This window comes from Paenibacillus sp. 2KB_20 (assembly GCF_052115765.1).
In the GTDB taxonomy this organism is placed as follows: domain Bacteria; phylum Bacillota; class Bacilli; order Paenibacillales; family Paenibacillaceae; genus Paenibacillus_AQ.
Window position 1 is genome coordinate 133,277 of the sequence record NZ_JBFRHH010000008.1, and the last position, 19,166, is coordinate 152,442.

A 19,166-nucleotide genomic window follows, 5' to 3' on the forward strand; every position below is an offset into this window, starting at 1 on the left:
CATGAGTTTATTGACTGTAGAGAACGTATCACATAATTTCGGGGAACGTACTCTATTTAAGAATGTATCCTTTCGTTTGTTGGCAGGCGAACATGTTGGTTTGGTTGGAGCAAACGGCGTAGGCAAATCAACACTAATGAATATTTTGACCGGGCAGCTGTTAAAAGACAGCGGCAAGGTGGTGTGGACACCGAAGATCCGGTACGGATACCTGGATCAGCACACCAAACTGACACCTGGCAAAACGGTTCGTGATGTGTTGAAGGATGCCTTCCTGCCTCTGCTGGAGCTGGAAAAAGAAATGATGGAGATCACCAATAAGATGAGTGATGCTTCTCCCGAGGAGTTGGAGCTGCTACTCGAACAGATGGGTGAAATTCAGGAGCAGCTGGATATCGGGGATTTCTACATGTTGGACGTAAAGGTTGAAGAGATGGCGAATGGTCTTGGGTTATCCGTCATTGGCTTGGATCGCGATGTAGCAACATTAAGTGGGGGACAGCGTACTAAAGTATTGCTTGCAAAGCTTCTTCTGGAGAAGCCCAATGTACTGTTGTTGGACGAGCCCACCAACTATCTGGATGTTGAGCATATTGATTGGCTCACTCAATATTTGAAGCAATACCCATATGCTTTCATCTTGATATCCCATGATACGGAATTTATGAACCAGGTGGTGGATGTGATCTATCATTTGGAATTTGCAAAATTGACTCGCTATACAGCGAACTACGAGAAGTTCCTGGAAATGGCCGATATCAATAAGAACCAGCATATTGATGCTTACGAGAAGCAGCAGGAATTCATCAAGAAGCAGGAAGACTTCATTCAGCGGAACAAGGCCCGTTACTCCACCTCTGGCCGAGCGAAAAGCCGGGAGAAGCAGCTGGATCGTATGGAGCGGATTGACCGCCCCGAGGAAGCAGCTAAACCTGTGTTTAACTTCAAGGAATCCCGTGCTAGTGGAAAAACGGTATTCGAGGGGATCGATTTTGAGATCGGATATGATCGACCATTGCTCCCCAAAATGAATATCCTGATCGAGCGAGGAGAGAAAATTGCCATTGTTGGCTGTAATGGCGTAGGTAAATCAACGCTGCTGAAGACCATATTAGGCAAAATCCCGGCGCTCTCCGGGAAGACGTATCAAGGGGATTTCCTGGTGCCTGCTTATTTTGAGCAGGAAGTGCGTCCAGGGAATATTACGCCGATTGATGATGTGTGGAACGAATTCTCACACTTGAACCAGCACGAGGTTCGTGCAGCGCTTGCTCGCTGCGGGCTCAAAAACGAGCATATTACCCGTCCATTGAAGGCACTTAGCGGCGGAGAGCAAGCCAAGGTCCGTCTGTGTAAACTTCTGATGCGCGAAAGCAATTGGATTCTGTTTGACGAACCGACGAACCACCTTGATGTTGTGGCTAAGGAAGAACTAAGACGTGCTTTGAAAGAATATAAAGGCACAATCCTGCTGGTTTCCCACGAACCTGAGTTTTATGAGGATTGGGTGACCAAGATCTGGAACGTCGAAGACTGGTCCAACCAGAATTCCTGATTCATATCAGGATCAGAATCCAGCTCTCTGCAAGGACAAATGAAACTTTGATTATCATAAATTTATTAGTATTCCATAAGGAGGATGGGCAGATTGCTGCCTGTCCTCCTTATGTATATCCGCAAAATGGGGCGTACGGTTACGGTTTTATGTTTTATGTTTTATGTTTTATGTTATATCGTATATCGTTCGTATATCGTATGGTATATCCCTTATGCCTTATGCTTTATACTTTATGTTTTATGGTATAAGTGCATTTATGATATGCTAGAAACAACCTGAAATGAACGGAGGAGATGTTGATGGAAGACATGGACTTATCCATCGGGGCATCATTATATGAAGGGGATTCGCATCCATAGCCCCATGAACCCGTGTAATTCCCTTCTGAAAGGGAGTCGTACTAAAATGAATTGGGAAAATAACTTAAATCAGGGAGAAGACGTCATGCTCTCTCCCGAGAAGTCGGTTATACGGCGGGGCCAGATTGTGTACCGCCCAGCCGGAGCTTGGACTCCGGCTGTACACTCTTTGTTGAGGCATTTGAGGCAATCAGGGTTTACATCGATTCCGGATATTATAGGTTCAGGATGTAATGAGAAAGGCCAAGAGATGTTAAGTTATATCGAAGGCGAATTTGTTCATCCCGGGCCATGGAGCGACGAAGGTATCATCGAAGTAGGACAATTATTACGGCAGCTTCATGACGCTGCTGCTACATTTAAACCCCAACCCGAGCTTGTCTGGAAACCATGGTTCCTGCGTAAACTGGGTGACACCAGGGTTGTATACAGCCACGGTGATATTGCCCCTTGGAATATGGTTACCCGTGATGGGAGGCCGATTGCATTAATTGACTGGGAATACGCTGGCCCTGTACATCCGTTTCTTGAACTAGCCCGCGTATGTTGGCTATTTCCGCAGCTGCATGATGATGATGTAGCTGAAAGGGTTGGTTTGCCAAATGCAGAGGTTCGTGCAAGGCAGCTCCGCTTATTGGTTGACGCATATGGCCTCGATCCAACTAGTAGGGCCGCCCTCTTTGAGATGATCGTTGAAGTGGTCGTAAGGGAAACGGCAGAGGAAGCGATCGAGTTACAGGTCACGCCGGAAACGGAAGGCCTTCTATGGGGGATTGCCTGGAGGGCGCGAAGTGCGGCCTGGATTCTGCGTCATCGCAGTATAATGGAGAAGGCGCTAAATACTAGGTTGCAATAGTTAAACAGCCCATCCTCTTCGTGGGATGGGTATTTTCAATCATGGGTCGTCGTCAAAAAACTTCGTGAACGTCATCTTTTGTTAGAAGATTTGCAGATATTGATCGGAGGAAAATTCATGTCTGATTTAAGCGATAACAAGGAGGAAGTCAATCGTACACAGTCTCTCTTCGTGGCAGCCTCGGGGTCCCCTGACCGTGATGTAACAATGAAAAGGGAACGAGAGGATCGGTATTCTAGGCAAGAGCGCTTTACGCCATTTGGAAAAGAGGGCCAGCTCCGCCTCCGGGACAGTCACGTGCTCGTTCTTGGTGCTGGGGCGCTGGGAAGCGCTATAGCTGAAACTTTGGTTCGCACAGGTGTCGGGCATGTAACGATCGTGGATCGGGATTATGTGGAATGGAGCAATCTGCAGCGTCAGCAGCTGTTTACCGAACAGGATGCGATCGATCGATTACCGAAGGCCGTAGCAGCGGCTAAACGGTTATCCGAAATTAATTCGGATGGTATCGTAGATGGTATCGTTATGGATGTACGTGCCCAGGAACTGTCGGTACTCTGTCAAGGCGTTGATTTGATGATGGATGCTACCGATAATTTCGGGACCCGGCTGATCCTGAACGACATCGGTTTTAAGCATGGAATCCCGTGGATTTACGGAGGCTGCGTGGGAAGTTCAGGCATGAGTTACACATTCTTGCCGGGAGAGACGCCATGCTTGAACTGTCTGCTTGGAACGATTCCCTTGGGTGGTGACACCTGCGACATTAACGGAATTCTTCCGCAAGCGGTACAGATGGTCGTTGCCCATCAAACGATGGAAGCGATGAAGCTTTTGTCAGGACACCGACATGCTCTTAGAAAAAAGATGCTGTCGTTCGATTTATGGCGTAATGAACGGGTGGAGTTTGGCGTGGACCGAGCGAAAAAATCGGACTGCCCCACATGCGGGGAACATCCGAAATATCTTTACTTGACGGCTGAACACGCGGATAAAAGCGAGGTGTTGTGCGGCAGGGATACGGTACAGATTAGGCCAGCCAGACCGCTGCAGCTTCAGCTGGATGAAATGGCCGATCGATTGAACAGGCTCCATCATGGAAAAGCAACCGTAACGCCGTATATGATCATCTATCAGGTGAATCCACATCGTTTGGTTATATTCCGGGACGGCAGAACCCTGGTGCATGGCACATCGGATATCGCCAAGGCCAGGTCGCTGTACAATCAATACGTTGGTGGGTAATTACAAGGACAAGAGCAGAAGCGTTTCATCAATAATCGTAAACGCACAAAAGGAGTGGGCCTCACAGGCCCACTCCTTTTCATGTTGATCCCCAATCCTTAATTCAAAATTAAATTAAAGCCGTTCTGAATGAAATACAGATCAGGATGAGCGATATTTTCTGTTGTCAGATTGTTAAATGTTGCCGAACCATTGCCCGTATAGGTGTAAATCGCCGCACCTGGATGAGGATTCGAGAATCTTGAGGATGTGATCCCGTCTAGCCCCGTACCGTCAATATGGATGTTGTTAAATACGATGTTCTGAAAACCGCCGCCATAACCAAGCTGAACGGCACTGCGCTGGGTGTTCAGGATATCGATGTTGGTAAACGTGACATTGCGGATTGCATCATTCGATGCTTCCAGATCAATTGCGCCGCGCTCCCCATCATACAGGTCTTTACTGGTTCCACTCCCAATGATCGTTGTATCGGAGAACAGAATGCCGGTATTGTTCTGGAAATGGTATCCCGGGAACACGGTATTCATTCGAATACCGGAACCGCCTACGGTGTCAACTATCAGGTTGTGAGTAGCCTTATGTCCGCTTCCCCCAAAGAATGCGATGGCTGCTGCGCGCCAATTATTTTCGATGGTGTTATAGGAGAAGGTGTTGTTAACGCCCGCAGGTGCGCCATTCACGTTACTCGTCCATACGGCGAGACCATCGTCTCCGTTATTTCGAATGCTGCTATTGCGGACAGTTGAATGGCTGGTTCCTTGGGCAAAATTGACCCCGTCCGCGAGATTATTGCGGATTCGGGTGTTTTCAATGATCAGCCCCTCCGCGATAATGGCTGGGGTATGCGCATAATCGCCTACCCAGAATCCACACTCAAAGTGCTCGACCCACACATTGTGAATTTTGGAGTTGGTGCCGAAGTTATCCATAAATCCCTTGTAGATTGCATTTTGATTATAACGTGACCGCAGATTTGAGTTGAGGTAGATATGGCTGAAATCAAGCTGGCCCGTGATCCGAAGCGAGATCCCGCCAGAAGCGGCATTTGAATTGGTAAATTGAATATTTGTATGCCAGATGCCTGCGCCCATAATCTTGATGTCATCAATCATATTCCCAACCGAACCGATCTTCCACATGTTGCCCAGATGGAATGTCCCTTCGGGAATGTATAAGGTCTTGCCGGTTGAAGCGGCAGCCTGTACAGCAGCTTCAAACGCTGATAGGTCATCTTGGCCGTCGTTCGGGGTTGCACCGAAATCCGTTACGGATACCGAATTTGCCGGACGGGCGATTGCCGCAGGGACCGGCTCGATTTCGATAAAATCAACGCCATATTCCAGGTTATCGGCATTGGATTTCTGAATACGAATTTTGTCTCCTGGCTGAAGCGGCGTATCCATCTTCCAGTGTACTTCATCGAACCGGAAGAGAGGGCGTCCTCCACCAGGCGCATCTGCAGGATGATCGCTGGAGAAATATTGCCAGCTGTAGTAGGAAGTCAATGGAATGGTCTTTTTCTTCGTGCCATTCACATAAACGTCGAGTGAGCCAGTCAATCCCATGCCATCAGGTGAGTCCGGCATCGTATAGCGCATGGTTACGCCAGCGCCGCCTTCACCTGGCCGAACCGTCCATTCCAGATTGGACCCGTTGGAAGGTAGCGCTACATAACGTTGGCCGGATGCTTCTGATGCTGTGAGCGCTTGATCGAAAGTCGATGCCGACTTTAGCAGAGCCCCGCCACCGCGTAATGCATCATCCGTATCGTAACGGGTATATGGCATGCTGGCGCCGCGGGAGGAATATACCGTGAGATTGGCCTGGCTGACGTTGTTCTCCCGTTTAACGGGTAGTTCGTTTGCATCCGGTGCTATGGATGTTGTTAACGTGTAGCTGCCATTTGCCGCTGTCCATGTGCCCGGAATATGGACAGCGGCGGAGGAACCTGCAGCAAGCGCGCCATCATAACCACCGGTGAAGGTTTGAATCGTTGAACCGGCCGGATTTTTCAGAGCGACGGAAATCGCGTGGGATCCGCTTGCCGTGGCTTTGTTGCCCTGGTTCTTAAGATTAACGGTAAAGGCTACTGCATTCCCTGCGACAGGAGTGGCGGGCGTCCATTGTACCGTTCCTATCAAATCAGAACTTTCGAGCGCACCAATAACCAGAGGGGCTGGATGCGAATAGCTGTTGTTTTCATTATTCTGTTCCATGATTTCATTATCCTCATCGACCTTGGCACTGACGGAATAGGATCCAGCCGTCTTGATTCCGGCATGAAGCGTTACCGTGGAGGATGCTCCTGCCGCAAGCGGACCTACCGGGGAGGAGCCTGCTTTCGTGTCATTTAAGTAAAAATTGACCGTCGTAGCCCCAGCTTCCAAGTCCCCAATGTTTTTAACTGTAGCACGCAGTGTAATGTTATCGTTTTCATTCGGGGAAACTGGAGTCCAGGACATATCCGTAATGGTCAGGTCCGGATTCTGTGCGGGTGTGCCGTAAACTTCGAATTCGGCAATCTGCCCTGCCGGTGCACCGGAATTGGACGTTATGTTCAATTGTAGACGTTTCACGGTCGCCGCTATCGGAATTATTACGAAGCTGCCGGACGCGGGATTGAATGTATAAGACTGAGCCGATACCAAATCACTAAAATTTGTTGAGCTCTGGTCATGCCCGAGCACTTGTATGGTTTGGGTGCGCGTACTCCACGCTGGAGACGGATTCAGCTTCAGCACGATGGAGGTGATATCGTGATCGGTTCCCAAGTCGAGCGTCAAGGAGCTTGGGTTGCTTCCGCCTTCCCAGTAGGTTTGGATGTCATTGTCGTTAGCTTGGGTTGCTGCATATGTGAAGGTGCTTGAGGAGGCGGTAATCGGTTTGCCGCTCGCGATATTGTTACCCGTAGGAGGTGTTGGCGGGGAGACCGATGGTCCATAAATTTCAAACTCAGACAGCTGCGCTGCCGGCCAAGTCGTGTTACTCGTTACGGTCAGGCGAACAAATCGCGTGCTCGCTTCGTCAAAACGAATAGTCACCGAGTTTCCTGCTGTAGACGGGTTGAATTCATAATCGGCCGAATCCACGATATTTGAGAATGTTGAACCGTTCGAGCTGCCTTGTACCATTAACGTTTGTGTCCGTGATTCCCAAGTGGCAGGTAGTTTAAGGACGATCCGGTTGATGCTCGTGTCATCACCGAGATCGACTTGAATCCACTGCGGAAAGGCATGATTGGTGCTTTCCCAGTACGAACCTTGATTTCCATCGTTAACGTTAGCCGGCTCGTAGGTTTGGGATTGACCACTTGCTGTTACGGCTTTGCCGAGCGAGAGGTTTGTTTCGCCTGCGGCTGAAACCGGTGCGGGCGGCCCTGCGGCCGTGCATACGATAGATATCAGCATAGCCATGACAAGTGGCCATACCACGAGTTTGTTGCGCATGTTATTTTCCTCCTCCAAAGTGTTCACATACTTTCCCATTAAACATGAGCTAATCGGTAAAGATATCCCCCTTTCCTAATCCTACATCCCATTATAAAAATAGCGCCGCTGCAGAGATAAGATGTATTTCTACGGAAATCGTATGTGATCCCAGCATCTTTTGGAGTGAAAGCAGGATGAATCAGCCATACTTACATTATTAAGTGTTGAAAGCGGGGGGGAACCCGTGGAGAAAGTAATTCTGATCGCGGCAGACAATCAAGATCGGGCACAGACCGTTATGGAGATTTTAAAACAAGCGGGCTATGAGGTTAGGCATGCCATGAGTTATTCGGAAGTGGTCGCCATTTTACAGCGCTCAGGCGCAGACTTGCTGCTCATCGACAGCAGACTGCCGGGTATGAACCATTTTAATCTCGTGGAACGGCTGACGGGCAAAAAGGAACAGATCCCGATCATCGTCATCGGAAATGACGGTTCTGATGAAGCCATTCAGGCATTGGAGGCAGGTGCCCATGACTATATCCCTGATGACAGAGATACAAGGGAGCTGTTGGCGCGGATTTCCAATTTGCTGAAACTTTTTCAGACAGGTCGCATGGAGCAGGAGGAAGTCATCCGAATCGGAGATCTGGTGATCGATCCTCTGAGCCGGAATGTATCCCGGGAAGAAGAAGCCATCGAGCTGACTCATCGCGAATATGATCTGCTGCTGTTTTTGGCTAGAAGGCAGGGACAAGTATGCACCCGTGAGGATATTTTAAAACAGGTGTGGGATTACGATTTTCATACGGGTACCAACGTGGTGGATGTCTATATTCTTCATCTAAGAGAGAAAATCGATAGAGGGCGCAAACAAAAGCTGCTGCGTACGATTCGGGGAACCGGATATAAACTGGTATCGCAGGAAGAAATCAATGCTGCAAGCAAAAAAGACCGCCTTCCGTGAGTGGAAGACGGTCTTTGATTTCATTCGTTAGTAACAAGTGGTATTGAACTACAGCACGCGGCGGGCTTTCAGGTAAGTCTTGCTCCAGTTGCCTGACAGGCTGGAGATTGTTACGCCAGGATTGCCGTAAGTGTGCAGAATTTTGTTGTTGCCCATATAAACGGCTACGTGTGTTACGTTTCTACCATTTGCGCGGCTTCCGCTCGAGAAGAATATCAAATCGCCGGCTCTCAGGTTCGATTTTGATACAGCCTGACCGACTTTGGATTGGGCAGCGGATGTGCGTGGCAGATTTACGCCGTATTTTTTAAAGATATGCTTCATAAAGGAAGAGCAATCAAACACTCTTGTCGTGGACGTGGATGCTCCGAATTTATAAGGTGTTCCCATATATTGTTTACCAAAGTTAACGACTTGAGTTCCTGTGCTTACCGATGCTGCTTCTACAGGAGCCGGTGGTGCAACAGTAAGAACTGCTCCTACACCCAAAGTTGCGCTCAAGCTGATTACTACGGCCTTCTTAATCCAATGTTGTCGATTCATGTTGTGATTACCTCCAAGCAGTTTTTGTTTTTGCGATGAACCGAGTATATCAGATTTGAAACCGACTATATTTTGGATAATCGGCGCAAACCCTTGGGCCACATGAAATGAAAGCGAATTATTAAAATATCATTAAAAGTTACAAAATATTAAGAATTAGATGCAAACGATGACTTGAAAACGAGAAAAAACCCTTGATATACAAGGGTTTTTGACAATAATTTCGATTGTTAACATTGCTGTATCAAAGATGACAAAATAGTAATGATTAGTGGTCTTTACTCTGAATAATAAGGAGCAGGCCGCCTTCGATCCGGACCGTCCCTTTGTCCTCGGCCAGCTTATTGCTAACTCCGAGAGACTGCCCCAATCGCAATGTGGCATCGTGAAGCGGGTACTCAAATCCTTCGAGATTGATCCCGGTAACTTCCGTAGTCAGCGGCAGTAGGGAGACATATGTAAACCCTTTGTTCTCAACTATGCAGCTGGAGCCCGTCAGGGTAATAAAATTGTTCTCATCTAATATAGAACACGGAATATGATGTTGGAGTCCACGAATTAGCATATGGATATTAGCCAGCGTGTGATCCAGGCGCGTTCCCGTAGCTCCTAGAATCAGGATGGATTCGGGGGAATGCTCCAGTGCCATTTCGAAGGCAAGCTCGGTGTCGGTCAAATTTTTATCGATCGGATCACAGTCGATTACCTTACCGCTCATAGATCGTACTCGATCCATTTGGCCGGGCGGAATGGAGTCAAAATCTCCAACGGACAGGTGCGGCTTGATCCCATGTTCAATCAGGTAGAGGGCTCCGCGATCAGCCCCTATAATGAAGTCCCCGTTTTGAACCTCATCCAGGAAACGTGGTGACAACTCCCCACCTGTAAAGATCAGGACGCGAGTATGGCTCATTATATAAATTCCTCCTTTTTCGAGAGAATTGTCATTGTATTCTAGTATAGAGCAGTTTTCATGCTTGCACAATTTTAATAGGCACGGCTACAATGTAGTATGTAAATTGACGGGGGAGCGGGGGAACTGAATTTTGGACATGCATCTGTTTGACGTATTCAGTATCATTGGCACCATTGCGTTTGCCATGTCCGGAGCTTTTGTAGCTATGGAAGAGGAATACGATATTCTGGGGGTTGTGGTTCTGGGTTTAGTCACAGCCTTCGGCGGGGGTATTATAAGAAACGTCTTGATCGGCGTGCCGGTTACCACCCTGTGGAGCCAGGGGGATTTAATCATGCTCGCAATGATTTCGGTATTTGTAGCGTTTGTGCTGCCGCTCGGTTTGATTCAGCACTGGAAGAAAACGGAGGCACTGTTCGATGCGATCGGATTATCTGCCTTTGCGATTCAAGGGGCTTTATATGCTACACAAATGAATCACCCCATGAGCGCGGTGATTGTGGCTGCTGTGCTTACCGGAAGCGGCGGGGGAATGGTCCGCGATTTATTGGCAGGGCGGAAACCGCTTGTGCTGCGTGATGAGATCTATGCGGTCTGGGCCATGATAGCAGGAGTCGCCATCGGCCTTGGTGTCGCCACCAAGACATGGGAACTGCTGGCTTTGTTTGTTGTGGTGATCGTATTCCGGATGCTGTCCGTGCTTTATAAATGGAGATTGCCCAGAAGGTCGCTGCACGAGGGTCATCCTGCGGCAGCCAATGGAAAGAAAGTCAGTTCGGGTTAATGGAAGGCAGGCAACAATACTCATAAAGTTAGATTTCTCGTAAAATGACGATTTATTATAGCGTGAAGGAGAGAGGACCATGGTATCCGTCTTGTTTGTATGTTTGGGCAATATCTGCCGCTCGCCAATGGCGGAAGCGGTGCTGCGACATAAAATTGTACAGCGTGGGCTGCAGGGAAAGATCAGCGTGGATTCTGCCGGCACAGGAGATTGGCATATCGGGAACGTTCCCCATGAAGGAACCCGAAAGCTGCTGGACAGCTGGCAAATCAGCTACGAAGGAATGGTTGCTCGCAAAGTGGTAAGCGAGGACCTCGTCAAGTTCGATTACGTCATCGGCATGGATGATTCGAATGTGGCAAATATGCGCAAGTTAGCGGGCGGCGAACAGGCTGCTATTCTGAAGTTTATGGATTTGCTGCCCGATGAAAAGCTGCGCGAGGTGCCGGATCCGTATTTCACTGGAAATTTTGATGAGGTGTACCGGCTTATTGATGCGGGGTGTGACATCTTACTGGACAAAATCATGAAAGAAAAGCTATAATCGATTCGAACAAGCGGTGAGTCCACCGCTTTTTTGACGAAAATCATTGAAAGCGATACCAAGAAGAACGGGCTGCCGAACATAAAAGATGAACAATGCACATTCCATAAAAAATGCGCGGTTGTTCATCTTTTTTTGAAGTGAAGCAACAGGAGTGGCATAACTTGTGCTAACTATTGCTTCAAAGGTATTCTTTTTTGCTAACTGCTTTAAAGCGTAACACGTGAAGTCCCGGGTGGGACAGGCAATGAATTTTGCTGTAACAGGTCATTTATATAGCCAATGGATTTTGCCAATCTATCGATTAATCAAGGAAGTACATAAGAGCAGCAGGGAGCTCTTTTTGCCAGAATCCCCAAAGGTGACGGCCGTCTTTTTCAAGATAGGATAGGGTGGCACCCCGTTCTTCCAGCAATGCCTTTGTTGAACGATTCAGTTCAACGAAGTTATAGACACCTGTATCGGTTGCGTAGTTGTCTTCTTGCAAGCCTACAATCATATAGATGTCGAGCCAGGATAAATCCTGTTCTTCCCTAATCATGTTCTGAGACTTCTCATAGAAGGCGCCGGACAAGCTGATGATTCGGGTAAAGAGATGCGGGTAACGCAAGGCCAGATGCACGGAGACGCTTCCGCCAAGGGAGTCGCCGGCGAGTACTCTTTCGGCAGGCTCTTTGCGCACAGGATATTTTTGTTCAACGAAGGGAATAATCTCTTCGGCGAAGCAGGATAGGTAAGCATCGAAACGGTTGCCGAATGGCGCATACTCCTCGGTGCGAACTTTGGTGTTCACTTCCACGCCTACAATGATAAACGGCTCCACGCCTTCTTCGAGTATGAGCTGGTTGGCCCAAGTCGCGATGCGACCAAAATTGAAAAATTCCTCTCCATCCTGACAGTAAACGACAGGATAGCTGAGAATTTCATTGTATCCGGGAGGAAGGTAAATGCGCAGCGTTCGATTCTCCTGCAGAAACTTGCTTTCAATCACTTCTTTTACAATGGTTCGCTTCAATAAACGTTCATTCGTCATCATTCGTCACCTTTTTCGGGTTAGTTTTTGAAATGCGGTAAACAATAAGTTAAAATTACCCTGACATGTCTAAGTTGGCTGCTGTTCTATGATGTTTGTCATACTGTTATAGTATTATATATTATCTGTTATACATACAAACGTTAAGAAATATGAAATTTTATCTCGTATTTCTTTGACGAATGGAGTGAAACAGGTGTATAATAATTCTATAACAGCGGAACTTGATATTCAAATATTTATTGAGGTGAAAAAAATGACCAAGGTTCCTTATGAAGTATATACCGAGGAAGTCGATACTCTATCTGTACTTTCCCCGGATGGCAAAATCGTAAACAAAGATCTTTTGCCTGAATTGTCAGATGATCAACTGAAAGAAATTATGTACCGTATGGTATTTACCCGTACTTGGGACGACCGCGCCGTAAATCTCGGCCGTCAAGGACGTCTCGGTTTCTATGCTCCTGTATCCGGTCAAGAAGCAACAATGGTAGGTAGCGAATTCGCGCTTGAGAAAGACGATTTTGTCTGCCCGGGCTACCGTGATATGCCGCAAATCGTATGGCATGGACTTCCACTTTATCAAGCATTCCTCTACTCCCGCGGACATCAGCATGGCGGACAAATTCCGGAGGGTGTTAACGTATTGATGCCTCAGATCATCATTGGCGCGCAAATCTTGCATGCTATGGGTATCGCTATGGGTTACAAATTGAAGAAGCAAAAACAAGTTGCTATTACGTATACCGGTGACGGTGGTTCTTCCGAAGGCGACTTCTACGAAGGCTTGAACTATGCAGGCGTGTACAAATTGCCAGTTATCTTCTTCGTGCAAAACAACGGCTATGCAATCACGACTCCATTCTCCAAGCAGACTGCAGCATTGTCTATCGCACATAAAGCTGTAGCAGCTGGTATCAAGGGTGTTAAAGTTGACGGCATGGATGTTCTCGCTGTGATCAAGGCCGTTCGTGATGCTGCAGAACGCGGCCGCAATGGCGAAGGCGCAACGCTTATCGAAGCTGTGACATACCGTTTCCGTCCACATTCCCTGTCTGACGACGCTACGAAATATCGTACGAAGGAAGAAGAGGGCGAGTGGAACGAGAAGGATCCGATCGCACGTCTTGCGAAGTACCTGGAAGCAAAAGGCCTCTGGACAGAGGAAGATACAGCTCGCGTGAGAGAAGAAGCGAAAGCGAAAGTCAACGAGCAAATTAAAAAAGCAGAACAAACGGAAAAAATGACGGTACCTGGTTTGATCGACAGCATGTTCGAACAAACACCGAAGCATCTGGAAGAGCAGAAAGCCGATTTTCAATAAAAATGACGGGCCGATGATTGTCGAAGGTTGATCCTGGATAATCATCCGGTTTGTCATGGCTGTATGCATCAGGTCTGTTTTAAATTACGTTTTGACATCGATATATAGCCGCAAGGCATAACACTGGAATTTTAGTGAACTGTATTTCTTAAGGAGGAAATGAAGCAATGGCACAAATGAACATGAAAGAAGCGATTCGCGACGCCATGCGCGTTGAATTGAGCCGTGACCCTAACGTTGTCATCTTCGGTGAAGACGTAGGTAATGTCGGCGGTGTTTTCCGGGTAACGGAAGGCCTTCAAAAAGAATTCGGGGAAGAGCGCGTATTCGATACGCCGCTGGCTGAGTCCGCTATCGGCGGTTTGGCAGTAGGTCTCGGTATTCAAGGCTTCCGTCCGATCGCTGAAATTCAATTCGTTGGATTTATCTTTGAGGCGCTTGATCAAATCGTCGTTCAAGCAGCGCGTATGCGTTACCGTTCCGGTGGACGTTACAATTCCCCAATCGTATTCCGTACGCCATTCGGCGGCGGGGTTAAAGCAGCTGAGCTGCATACGGATGCGCTCGAAGGTTTGATTACACAAACCCCGGGTATTAAAGTTGTAGTACCTTCCAATCCTTATGATGCAAAAGGACTCATGATCGCAGCGATTCGCGATAATGACCCTGTGTTCTTCATGGAGCACTTGAACCTGTATCATGCGTTCCGCGCTGAAGTTCCTGAAGGCGACTACACCATTGAGCTTGGTAAAGCTAACGTGGTTCGCGAAGGAACAGACGTTACGATCATCGCTTACGGCCTGATGGTTCATACCGCAACGAAAGCGGCGGACGAACTTGAGAAGAACGGAATCAAAGCGGAAATCATCGACTTGCGCACCATTTCTCCAATCGACATTGATACTGTGCTTGCTTCGGTTAAGAAAACCAACCGTGCCATCGTGGTTCAAGAAGCACAAAAATCGGCAGGCGTAGCTGCAGAAGTTATCGCTCAAATCAACGAGAAAGCGATTCTGCACTTGGAAGCTCCAGTGCTTCGCGTGACTCCGCCGGACACGGTGTATCCATTCGCGCAAATCGAGGACACTTGGTTGCCTACTCCAGCACGTATCGTGGATGCCGTCAATAAAGTATTGAATTTCTAATAGCAGCAATATCTAGGGAGGTTTTTCAGTTGGCAAAATTTGAATATCGTTTTCCAGAGCTGGGTGAAGGTCTGCATGAAGGTGAAATCATCAAAATGCATATCAAGCCAGGCGACAAAGTAACGGACGACGACATCATCATGGAAGTACAGAACGACAAGGCAGTCGTAGAAGTTCCTTGTCCCGTGAACGGTACGGTTCAAGAAGTGTTTGCCAAGGATGGTCAAGTGTGCCGTGTCGGTGAAGTGGTGGCTATCATCGATGCTGAAGGCGACATTCCTGAGCAAGAAGCTCCTGCTGAAGAGCAGTCGGCGCAAGAAGCTGACGCAGCGAAAGGCAGTGCAGATACAACTTCTTCACCAGCTCAAAATGCTCCGGCTGACGCTAAACAAGGCGGAAACGGTGAAGCAGCAGCGCCAGCAGCACCTAACCGTGAAGTTCTGGCTACACCTAGCGTGCGTAAATTCGCTCGTGAGCAAGGCGTAGACATTGCACAAGTGCAAGGCTCCGGCAACAACGGTAAAGTGACTCGCGAAGATGTTGAAGCCTTCAAAAACGGTGGAGGCCAAGCAGCAGCTCCAGCGCAAGAAGCGGCTTCCGAAACGAAAGCAGCTCCTGCAGCAGCATCCGCAGCGGTGGATACTCGTGCAGAAGAAGAGCGCGTACCATTCAAAGGTATTCGTAAAGCGATCTCGAACGCCATGGTTAAATCGGCTTACACAGCTCCTCACGTTACGATCATGGACGAAGTTGACGTAACCGAGCTGGTAGCGTTCCGTACTCGCATGAAACCGATCGCGGAGAAGAAAGGCACGAAAGTTACGTATCTGCCATTCATCGTTAAAGCACTCGTTGCGGCTAGCCGTCAATTCCCTGCTTTGAATGCGATGATCGACGAAGAAGCGAACGAAATCGTGTACAAAAAATACTACAACATCGGTATCGCTACAGATACAGACAACGGTCTGATCGTACCGGTTATCAAAGATGCGGATCGTAAGAGCATCTGGATGATCGCTGACAGCATCCGTGACCTGGCTGCTCGCGGCCGTGAAGGTAAACTGTCTCCTAACGAAATGAAGGGCAGCACGATTTCCATCACAAACATCGGATCCGCAGGCGGTATGTTCTTTACACCAATCATTAACTTCCCAGAGGTTGCTATTCTCGGTACTGGCCGCATTAGCGAAAAAGCGGTTGTGAAGAACGGCGAGATTGTAGCAGCACCTGTTATGGCATTGTCCTTGAGCTTTGACCACCGTATCATCGACGGCGCAACGGCTCAAAACTTTATGAACTATATTAAACAACTGCTCGCTAACCCTGAGCTGCTTGTTATGGAGGTGTAACTAATGGTAGTTGGAGATGCTTCTTTAGATATTGATACTCTAGTCATTGGTGCTGGTCCTGGTGGTTATGTGGCGGCGATTCGTGCCGCCCAACTGGGTCAAAAGGTTCTGATCGTTGATAAATCGGAACTCGGCGGTGTTTGCTTGAACCGTGGTTGTATTCCTTCCAAGGCTTTGATCGCTGCAGCTCATCAGTTCGAATCTGCTAAGCATGCCGATGCATTCGGTATTTCCGTGGAGAACGTAACGGTTGATTTCGCGAAAACACAGGAATTCAAAAACGGCGTTGTCAAAAAAATGACTGGCGGCGTAGCCGGTTTGCTGAAAGGCAACAAAGTGGAAGTTTTCAACGGCGAGTGCATGTTCATCAACGAAAACGAAGCGCGTGTATTCAATGATCATGAATCTCCGCGTTACCGCTTCAAGAACTGCATCATTGCTACAGGTTCCCGTCCAATCGAACTGAAGCCATTCCCGTTTGGCGGACGCATCTTGTCTTCTACCGAAGCATTGAACCTGCCTGAAGTACCGAAGAGCATGATCGTAATCGGTGGCGGCTACATCGGTGCCGAGCTTGGTCAAATGTACTCCAAATTCGGTTCGAAAGTAACGATCATCGAAGGTCTGGACAGCGTTCTGGCTGGCTTTGACAAAGACATGACAAGCCTCGTTACGAAAAACATGAAGAAAACCGGTATCGAAATTATCACAGGTGCTAAAGCTGAAAGTGCTGAGCAAAACGATAAAGAAGTTACCGTGAAATACTCCGTGAATGGCGAAACCAAAGAAGTAACAGCAGATTACCTGCTGGTTACAGTTGGCCGTCGTCCGAACACGGACGGAGAGCTCGGTCTGGACCTGATCGGCCTCGATATGGATGAGCGCGGGTTCGTGAAAGTTGACCATCAAGGACGCACAAGCATTCCTCATATCTTTGCAATCGGGGATATCGTGTCTGGTCTGGCGCTTGCACACAAAGCTTCCTATGAAGGTAAAGTGGCTGCTGAGGCCATTTCCGGAATGCCTTCCGTTGTGGATTACAAGTGTATTCCAGCGGTTGTGTTTACAGATCCAGAATGCTCCAGCGTAGGTTACACCGAAGCTCAAGCGAAGGAAAAAGGCCATAAAGTGAAAGCTGGCAAATTCCCTTACGCTGGTAACGGACGTTCCGTATCCTTGAACCATCCTGAAGGCTTCGTGAAGATCGTGGCAGAAGAAGGAACAGGACTTATTCTTGGAGCGCAAATCGTAGGTCTGGAAGCTTCCAACCTGATTGCAGAGCTCGGTCTTGCGATTGAAATGGGTGCTACGCTTGAAGATGTAGCCTTGACGATCCATGCGCATCCGACGCTTGGCGAAATCGTAATGGAAGCTGCGGAATTGGTTATGGGTCATCCGATCCACATCATTGCCCGTTAATCCAAACGACGTTTTTCGAGTCATTATATATTCGGCCAGGAGGCAGAGAACGCGCAGGCGGTTTCTGCCTCCTGTTTTTGTGTGTGGATATCGAACATGGTAGACTGTTGATATGAGATTCTAGTGAGGTGACTATACATGAAACAATACTTGGAGCTGCTGCAAGACATTCTTGATCATGGAGTAGAGAAAGGGGACCGTACGGGGACGGGAACGTTATCCGTATTTGGAAGACAGCTGCGTTTTGACCTTTCCAAAGGTTTCCCTCTGATGACAACCAAGCGGATTCACCTGAAATCGGTGATCCATGAGCTTCTGTGGTTCTTAAGCGGGGAAACGAACATCCGGTATCTGAAAGAAAACGGCGTGCGGATATGGGACGAATGGGCGGATGAGGACGGCAATTTGGGACCGGTTTATGGCTCGCAGTGGCGAGCATGGGAAACGCCGGATGGACGCTATATCGACCAGATTGCCAATGTCATCGATTCGATTAAAAACAATCCCGACTCCCGGCGGCATATCGTCAGTGCCTGGAACGTGGCAGAGATCGATAACATGAAGCTGCCTCCATGCCATTTTGTATTCCAATTCTACGTGGCGGGCGGGAAACTCTCCTGTATGCTTACCATGCGTTCTGTGGACAGCTTCCTTGGGCTGCCGTTCAACATTGCGAGTTATGCGCTGCTCACCCATATGGTTGCCCAGCAGTGCGGCCTAGAGCCGGGTGAATTCATCTGGTCCGGAGGCGATGTCCATATCTATTCCAATCATATGGAACAGGTCAGAACGCAGCTTGAACGTGAGCCTTATGAGCTGCCGAAGCTGGTCATCAAGCGCAAGCCGGAGAGCATCTTTGATTATACATTCGAAGATTTTGAATTTGAGGGTTACCAGTATCATCCAACCATTAAAGCAACCGTAGCTGTATAAATAGAGTTCAAGCGGGTATGAAGTGACATCACATATATAGGAAGGAGAGACTGGAGTCATGATATCCATGATATGGGCAATGGGCAAGGATCAGGTGATCGGGCTGAATGGTACGATGCCGTGGCGTTTGCCGCGGGATATGGCCTTTTTTAAGGAGACGACCCTGCACAAAACGATTCTGATGGGGCGCAAGACCTGGGATTCCTTTGGCAGTAAACCGCTGCCTCACCGAAAGAACATCGTGCTTACGAGAGACAAAAGCTTCACGCTGACAGAGGATCAAGGCATCGTGATCCATGATATCGATGAAGCCCTTCCCTACGCGGAGAACGGAGAACTGATGGTGATCGGCGGATCGCAGATCTATGAATTGATGCTGCCGAAAGCGGATCGTCTGTACTGCACATTTATTGATGAGACTTTTGAAGGGGATACGTTCTTCCCTGAAGTGAACTGGGATGAATGGAGGATTATTGAAGAAGTTCCCGGCATAACAGACGAGAAAAATCCATATGCCTACCGGTTTGTTACATTTGAACGAAAATAAAGAGCTTGTTGGTGAGCTTAAACGGGATAGACATCCTTCAATCCATTCATGTTGACAACACTTTGATAGTAGGATAGTACAAATGATCATGCATATAGTCCATTTAACAGGAGAAAAGCGAAATGCTACTATATTTTTAATGTTTATTCAAATCGCAGCTTAAATAGCCGCTAATCGTGGGGATTCATGCTCTGATAAAAATTTTTTTAGCAT

Annotated in this window: 16 protein-coding genes; 12 read left to right on the forward strand and 4 right to left on the reverse strand. The window is 48.1% G+C overall.

Annotated features, from left to right (window positions below; translation table 11 throughout):
- The first annotated feature begins 1 nt into the window (after window position 1).
- The 3 genes from AB4124_RS22815 to AB4124_RS22825 all read left to right on the forward strand — a co-directional run bounded on the left by AB4124_RS22815 (window position 2) and on the right by AB4124_RS22825 (window position 4,018).
- Complete coding sequence (locus AB4124_RS22815) at window positions 2–1,555, forward strand: ABC-F family ATP-binding cassette domain-containing protein (protein WP_441974274.1); 1,554 nt, start codon at window positions 2–4, stop codon at window positions 1,553–1,555.
- Between the two features lie 408 nt (window positions 1,556–1,963).
- Window positions 1,964–2,773 (forward strand): aminoglycoside phosphotransferase family protein, encoded by an 810-nt coding sequence (locus AB4124_RS22820; protein WP_441974275.1) that lies wholly within the window; start codon window positions 1,964–1,966, stop codon window positions 2,771–2,773.
- A 207-nt stretch (window positions 2,774–2,980) separates the two neighbouring features.
- Complete coding sequence (locus AB4124_RS22825; protein ID WP_441974335.1) at window positions 2,981–4,018, forward strand: ThiF family adenylyltransferase; 1,038 nt, start codon at window positions 2,981–2,983, stop codon at window positions 4,016–4,018.
- Between the two features lie 98 nt (window positions 4,019–4,116).
- Here the strand turns inward: AB4124_RS22825 and AB4124_RS22830 are convergent, their stop codons facing one another.
- Entirely contained in the window at window positions 4,117–7,467 is a 3,351-nt protein-coding gene (locus tag AB4124_RS22830) for a discoidin domain-containing protein (protein WP_441974276.1), read from the reverse strand.
- Between the two features lie 226 nt (window positions 7,468–7,693).
- Between AB4124_RS22830 and AB4124_RS22835 the strand changes: the two genes are divergently transcribed.
- Complete coding sequence (locus AB4124_RS22835) at window positions 7,694–8,416, forward strand: response regulator transcription factor (protein ID WP_430107002.1); 723 nt, start codon at window positions 7,694–7,696, stop codon at window positions 8,414–8,416.
- 48 nt (window positions 8,417–8,464) lie between these two features.
- Here AB4124_RS22835 and AB4124_RS22840 read toward each other — a convergent pair whose 3' ends face one another.
- Window positions 8,465–8,959 (reverse strand): C40 family peptidase, encoded by a 495-nt coding sequence (locus tag AB4124_RS22840; RefSeq protein ID WP_441974277.1) that lies wholly within the window; start codon window positions 8,957–8,959, stop codon window positions 8,465–8,467.
- A 268-nt stretch (window positions 8,960–9,227) separates the two neighbouring features.
- Entirely contained in the window at window positions 9,228–9,872 is a 645-nt protein-coding gene (locus tag AB4124_RS22845; protein WP_215154976.1) for a thiamine diphosphokinase, read from the reverse strand.
- A 139-nt stretch (window positions 9,873–10,011) separates the two neighbouring features.
- On the opposite strand from AB4124_RS22845, the gene AB4124_RS22850 reads away from it, so the two are divergent.
- Together AB4124_RS22850 and AB4124_RS22855 are read left to right on the forward strand one after the other, a co-directional pair.
- Window positions 10,012–10,659 carry a trimeric intracellular cation channel family protein gene (locus tag AB4124_RS22850; protein WP_076321343.1) on the forward strand — a complete coding sequence of 216 codons (648 nt, stop codon included), beginning with the start codon at window positions 10,012–10,014 and terminating at the stop codon, window positions 10,657–10,659.
- Window positions 10,660–10,738: 79 nt separating this feature from the next.
- Window positions 10,739–11,203 carry a low molecular weight protein-tyrosine-phosphatase gene (locus AB4124_RS22855; RefSeq protein ID WP_098743292.1) on the forward strand — a complete coding sequence of 155 codons (465 nt, stop codon included), beginning with the start codon at window positions 10,739–10,741 and terminating at the stop codon, window positions 11,201–11,203.
- 304 nt (window positions 11,204–11,507) lie between these two features.
- On the opposite strand, the gene AB4124_RS22860 is transcribed toward AB4124_RS22855, so the two are convergent.
- Window positions 11,508–12,236, reverse strand: a complete 729-nt coding sequence (locus AB4124_RS22860) for an alpha/beta hydrolase (RefSeq protein WP_215154972.1) — start codon at window positions 12,234–12,236, stop codon at window positions 11,508–11,510.
- Between the two features lie 256 nt (window positions 12,237–12,492).
- Here AB4124_RS22860 and pdhA point away from each other — a divergent pair, with 256 nt between their 5' ends.
- The 6 genes from pdhA to AB4124_RS22890 all read left to right on the forward strand — a co-directional run bounded on the left by pdhA (window position 12,493) and on the right by AB4124_RS22890 (window position 18,953).
- Window positions 12,493–13,560: a pyruvate dehydrogenase (acetyl-transferring) E1 component subunit alpha gene (pdhA, locus tag AB4124_RS22865; protein ID WP_076321344.1), complete on the forward strand. Its 1,068-nt coding sequence runs from the start codon at window positions 12,493–12,495 to the stop codon at window positions 13,558–13,560.
- A gap of 167 nt (window positions 13,561–13,727) precedes the next feature.
- Window positions 13,728–14,705 carry an alpha-ketoacid dehydrogenase subunit beta gene (locus tag AB4124_RS22870; RefSeq protein ID WP_076321175.1) on the forward strand — a complete coding sequence of 326 codons (978 nt, stop codon included), beginning with the start codon at window positions 13,728–13,730 and terminating at the stop codon, window positions 14,703–14,705.
- A gap of 29 nt (window positions 14,706–14,734) precedes the next feature.
- Window positions 14,735–16,054 carry a dihydrolipoamide acetyltransferase family protein gene (locus tag AB4124_RS22875; RefSeq protein ID WP_076321176.1) on the forward strand — a complete coding sequence of 440 codons (1,320 nt, stop codon included), beginning with the start codon at window positions 14,735–14,737 and terminating at the stop codon, window positions 16,052–16,054.
- Between the two features lie 3 nt (window positions 16,055–16,057).
- Window positions 16,058–17,473: a dihydrolipoyl dehydrogenase gene (lpdA, locus tag AB4124_RS22880; RefSeq protein ID WP_009589200.1), complete on the forward strand. Its 1,416-nt coding sequence runs from the start codon at window positions 16,058–16,060 to the stop codon at window positions 17,471–17,473.
- 138 nt (window positions 17,474–17,611) lie between these two features.
- On the forward strand, window positions 17,612–18,406 hold the full coding sequence (thyA, locus tag AB4124_RS22885; protein WP_215154970.1) for a thymidylate synthase: 795 nt from the start codon (window positions 17,612–17,614) through the stop codon (window positions 18,404–18,406).
- A 58-nt stretch (window positions 18,407–18,464) separates the two neighbouring features.
- Window positions 18,465–18,953 carry a dihydrofolate reductase gene (locus tag AB4124_RS22890; RefSeq protein ID WP_076321178.1) on the forward strand — a complete coding sequence of 163 codons (489 nt, stop codon included), beginning with the start codon at window positions 18,465–18,467 and terminating at the stop codon, window positions 18,951–18,953.
- Window positions 18,954–19,166: the final 213 nt, after the last annotated feature.

Bases quoted from the DNA above. Each gene is read 5' to 3' on its own strand.
- AB4124_RS22815 (WP_441974274.1), top strand. From the start codon at position 2: ATGAGTTTATTGACTGTAGAGAACGTATCACATAATTTCGGGGAACGT.
- AB4124_RS22820 (WP_441974275.1), top strand. From the start codon at position 1,964: ATGAATTGGGAAAATAACTTAAATCAGGGAGAAGACGTCATGCTCTCT.
- AB4124_RS22825 (WP_441974335.1), top strand. From the start codon at position 2,981: ATGAAAAGGGAACGAGAGGATCGGTATTCTAGGCAAGAGCGCTTTACG.
- AB4124_RS22830 (WP_441974276.1), bottom strand. From the start codon at position 7,467: ATGCGCAACAAACTCGTGGTATGGCCACTTGTCATGGCTATGCTGATA.
- AB4124_RS22840 (WP_441974277.1), bottom strand. From the start codon at position 8,959: ATGAATCGACAACATTGGATTAAGAAGGCCGTAGTAATCAGCTTGAGC.
- AB4124_RS22845 (WP_215154976.1), bottom strand. From the start codon at position 9,872: ATGAGCCATACTCGCGTCCTGATCTTTACAGGTGGGGAGTTGTCACCA.
- AB4124_RS22850 (WP_076321343.1), top strand. From the start codon at position 10,012: ATGCATCTGTTTGACGTATTCAGTATCATTGGCACCATTGCGTTTGCC.
- AB4124_RS22855 (WP_098743292.1), top strand. From the start codon at position 10,739: ATGGTATCCGTCTTGTTTGTATGTTTGGGCAATATCTGCCGCTCGCCA.
- AB4124_RS22860 (WP_215154972.1), bottom strand. From the start codon at position 12,236: ATGACGAATGAACGTTTATTGAAGCGAACCATTGTAAAAGAAGTGATT.
- pdhA (WP_076321344.1), top strand. From the start codon at position 12,493: ATGACCAAGGTTCCTTATGAAGTATATACCGAGGAAGTCGATACTCTA.
- AB4124_RS22870 (WP_076321175.1), top strand. From the start codon at position 13,728: ATGGCACAAATGAACATGAAAGAAGCGATTCGCGACGCCATGCGCGTT.
- lpdA (WP_009589200.1), top strand. From the start codon at position 16,058: ATGGTAGTTGGAGATGCTTCTTTAGATATTGATACTCTAGTCATTGGT.
- thyA (WP_215154970.1), top strand. From the start codon at position 17,612: ATGAAACAATACTTGGAGCTGCTGCAAGACATTCTTGATCATGGAGTA.
- AB4124_RS22890 (WP_076321178.1), top strand. From the start codon at position 18,465: ATGATATCCATGATATGGGCAATGGGCAAGGATCAGGTGATCGGGCTG.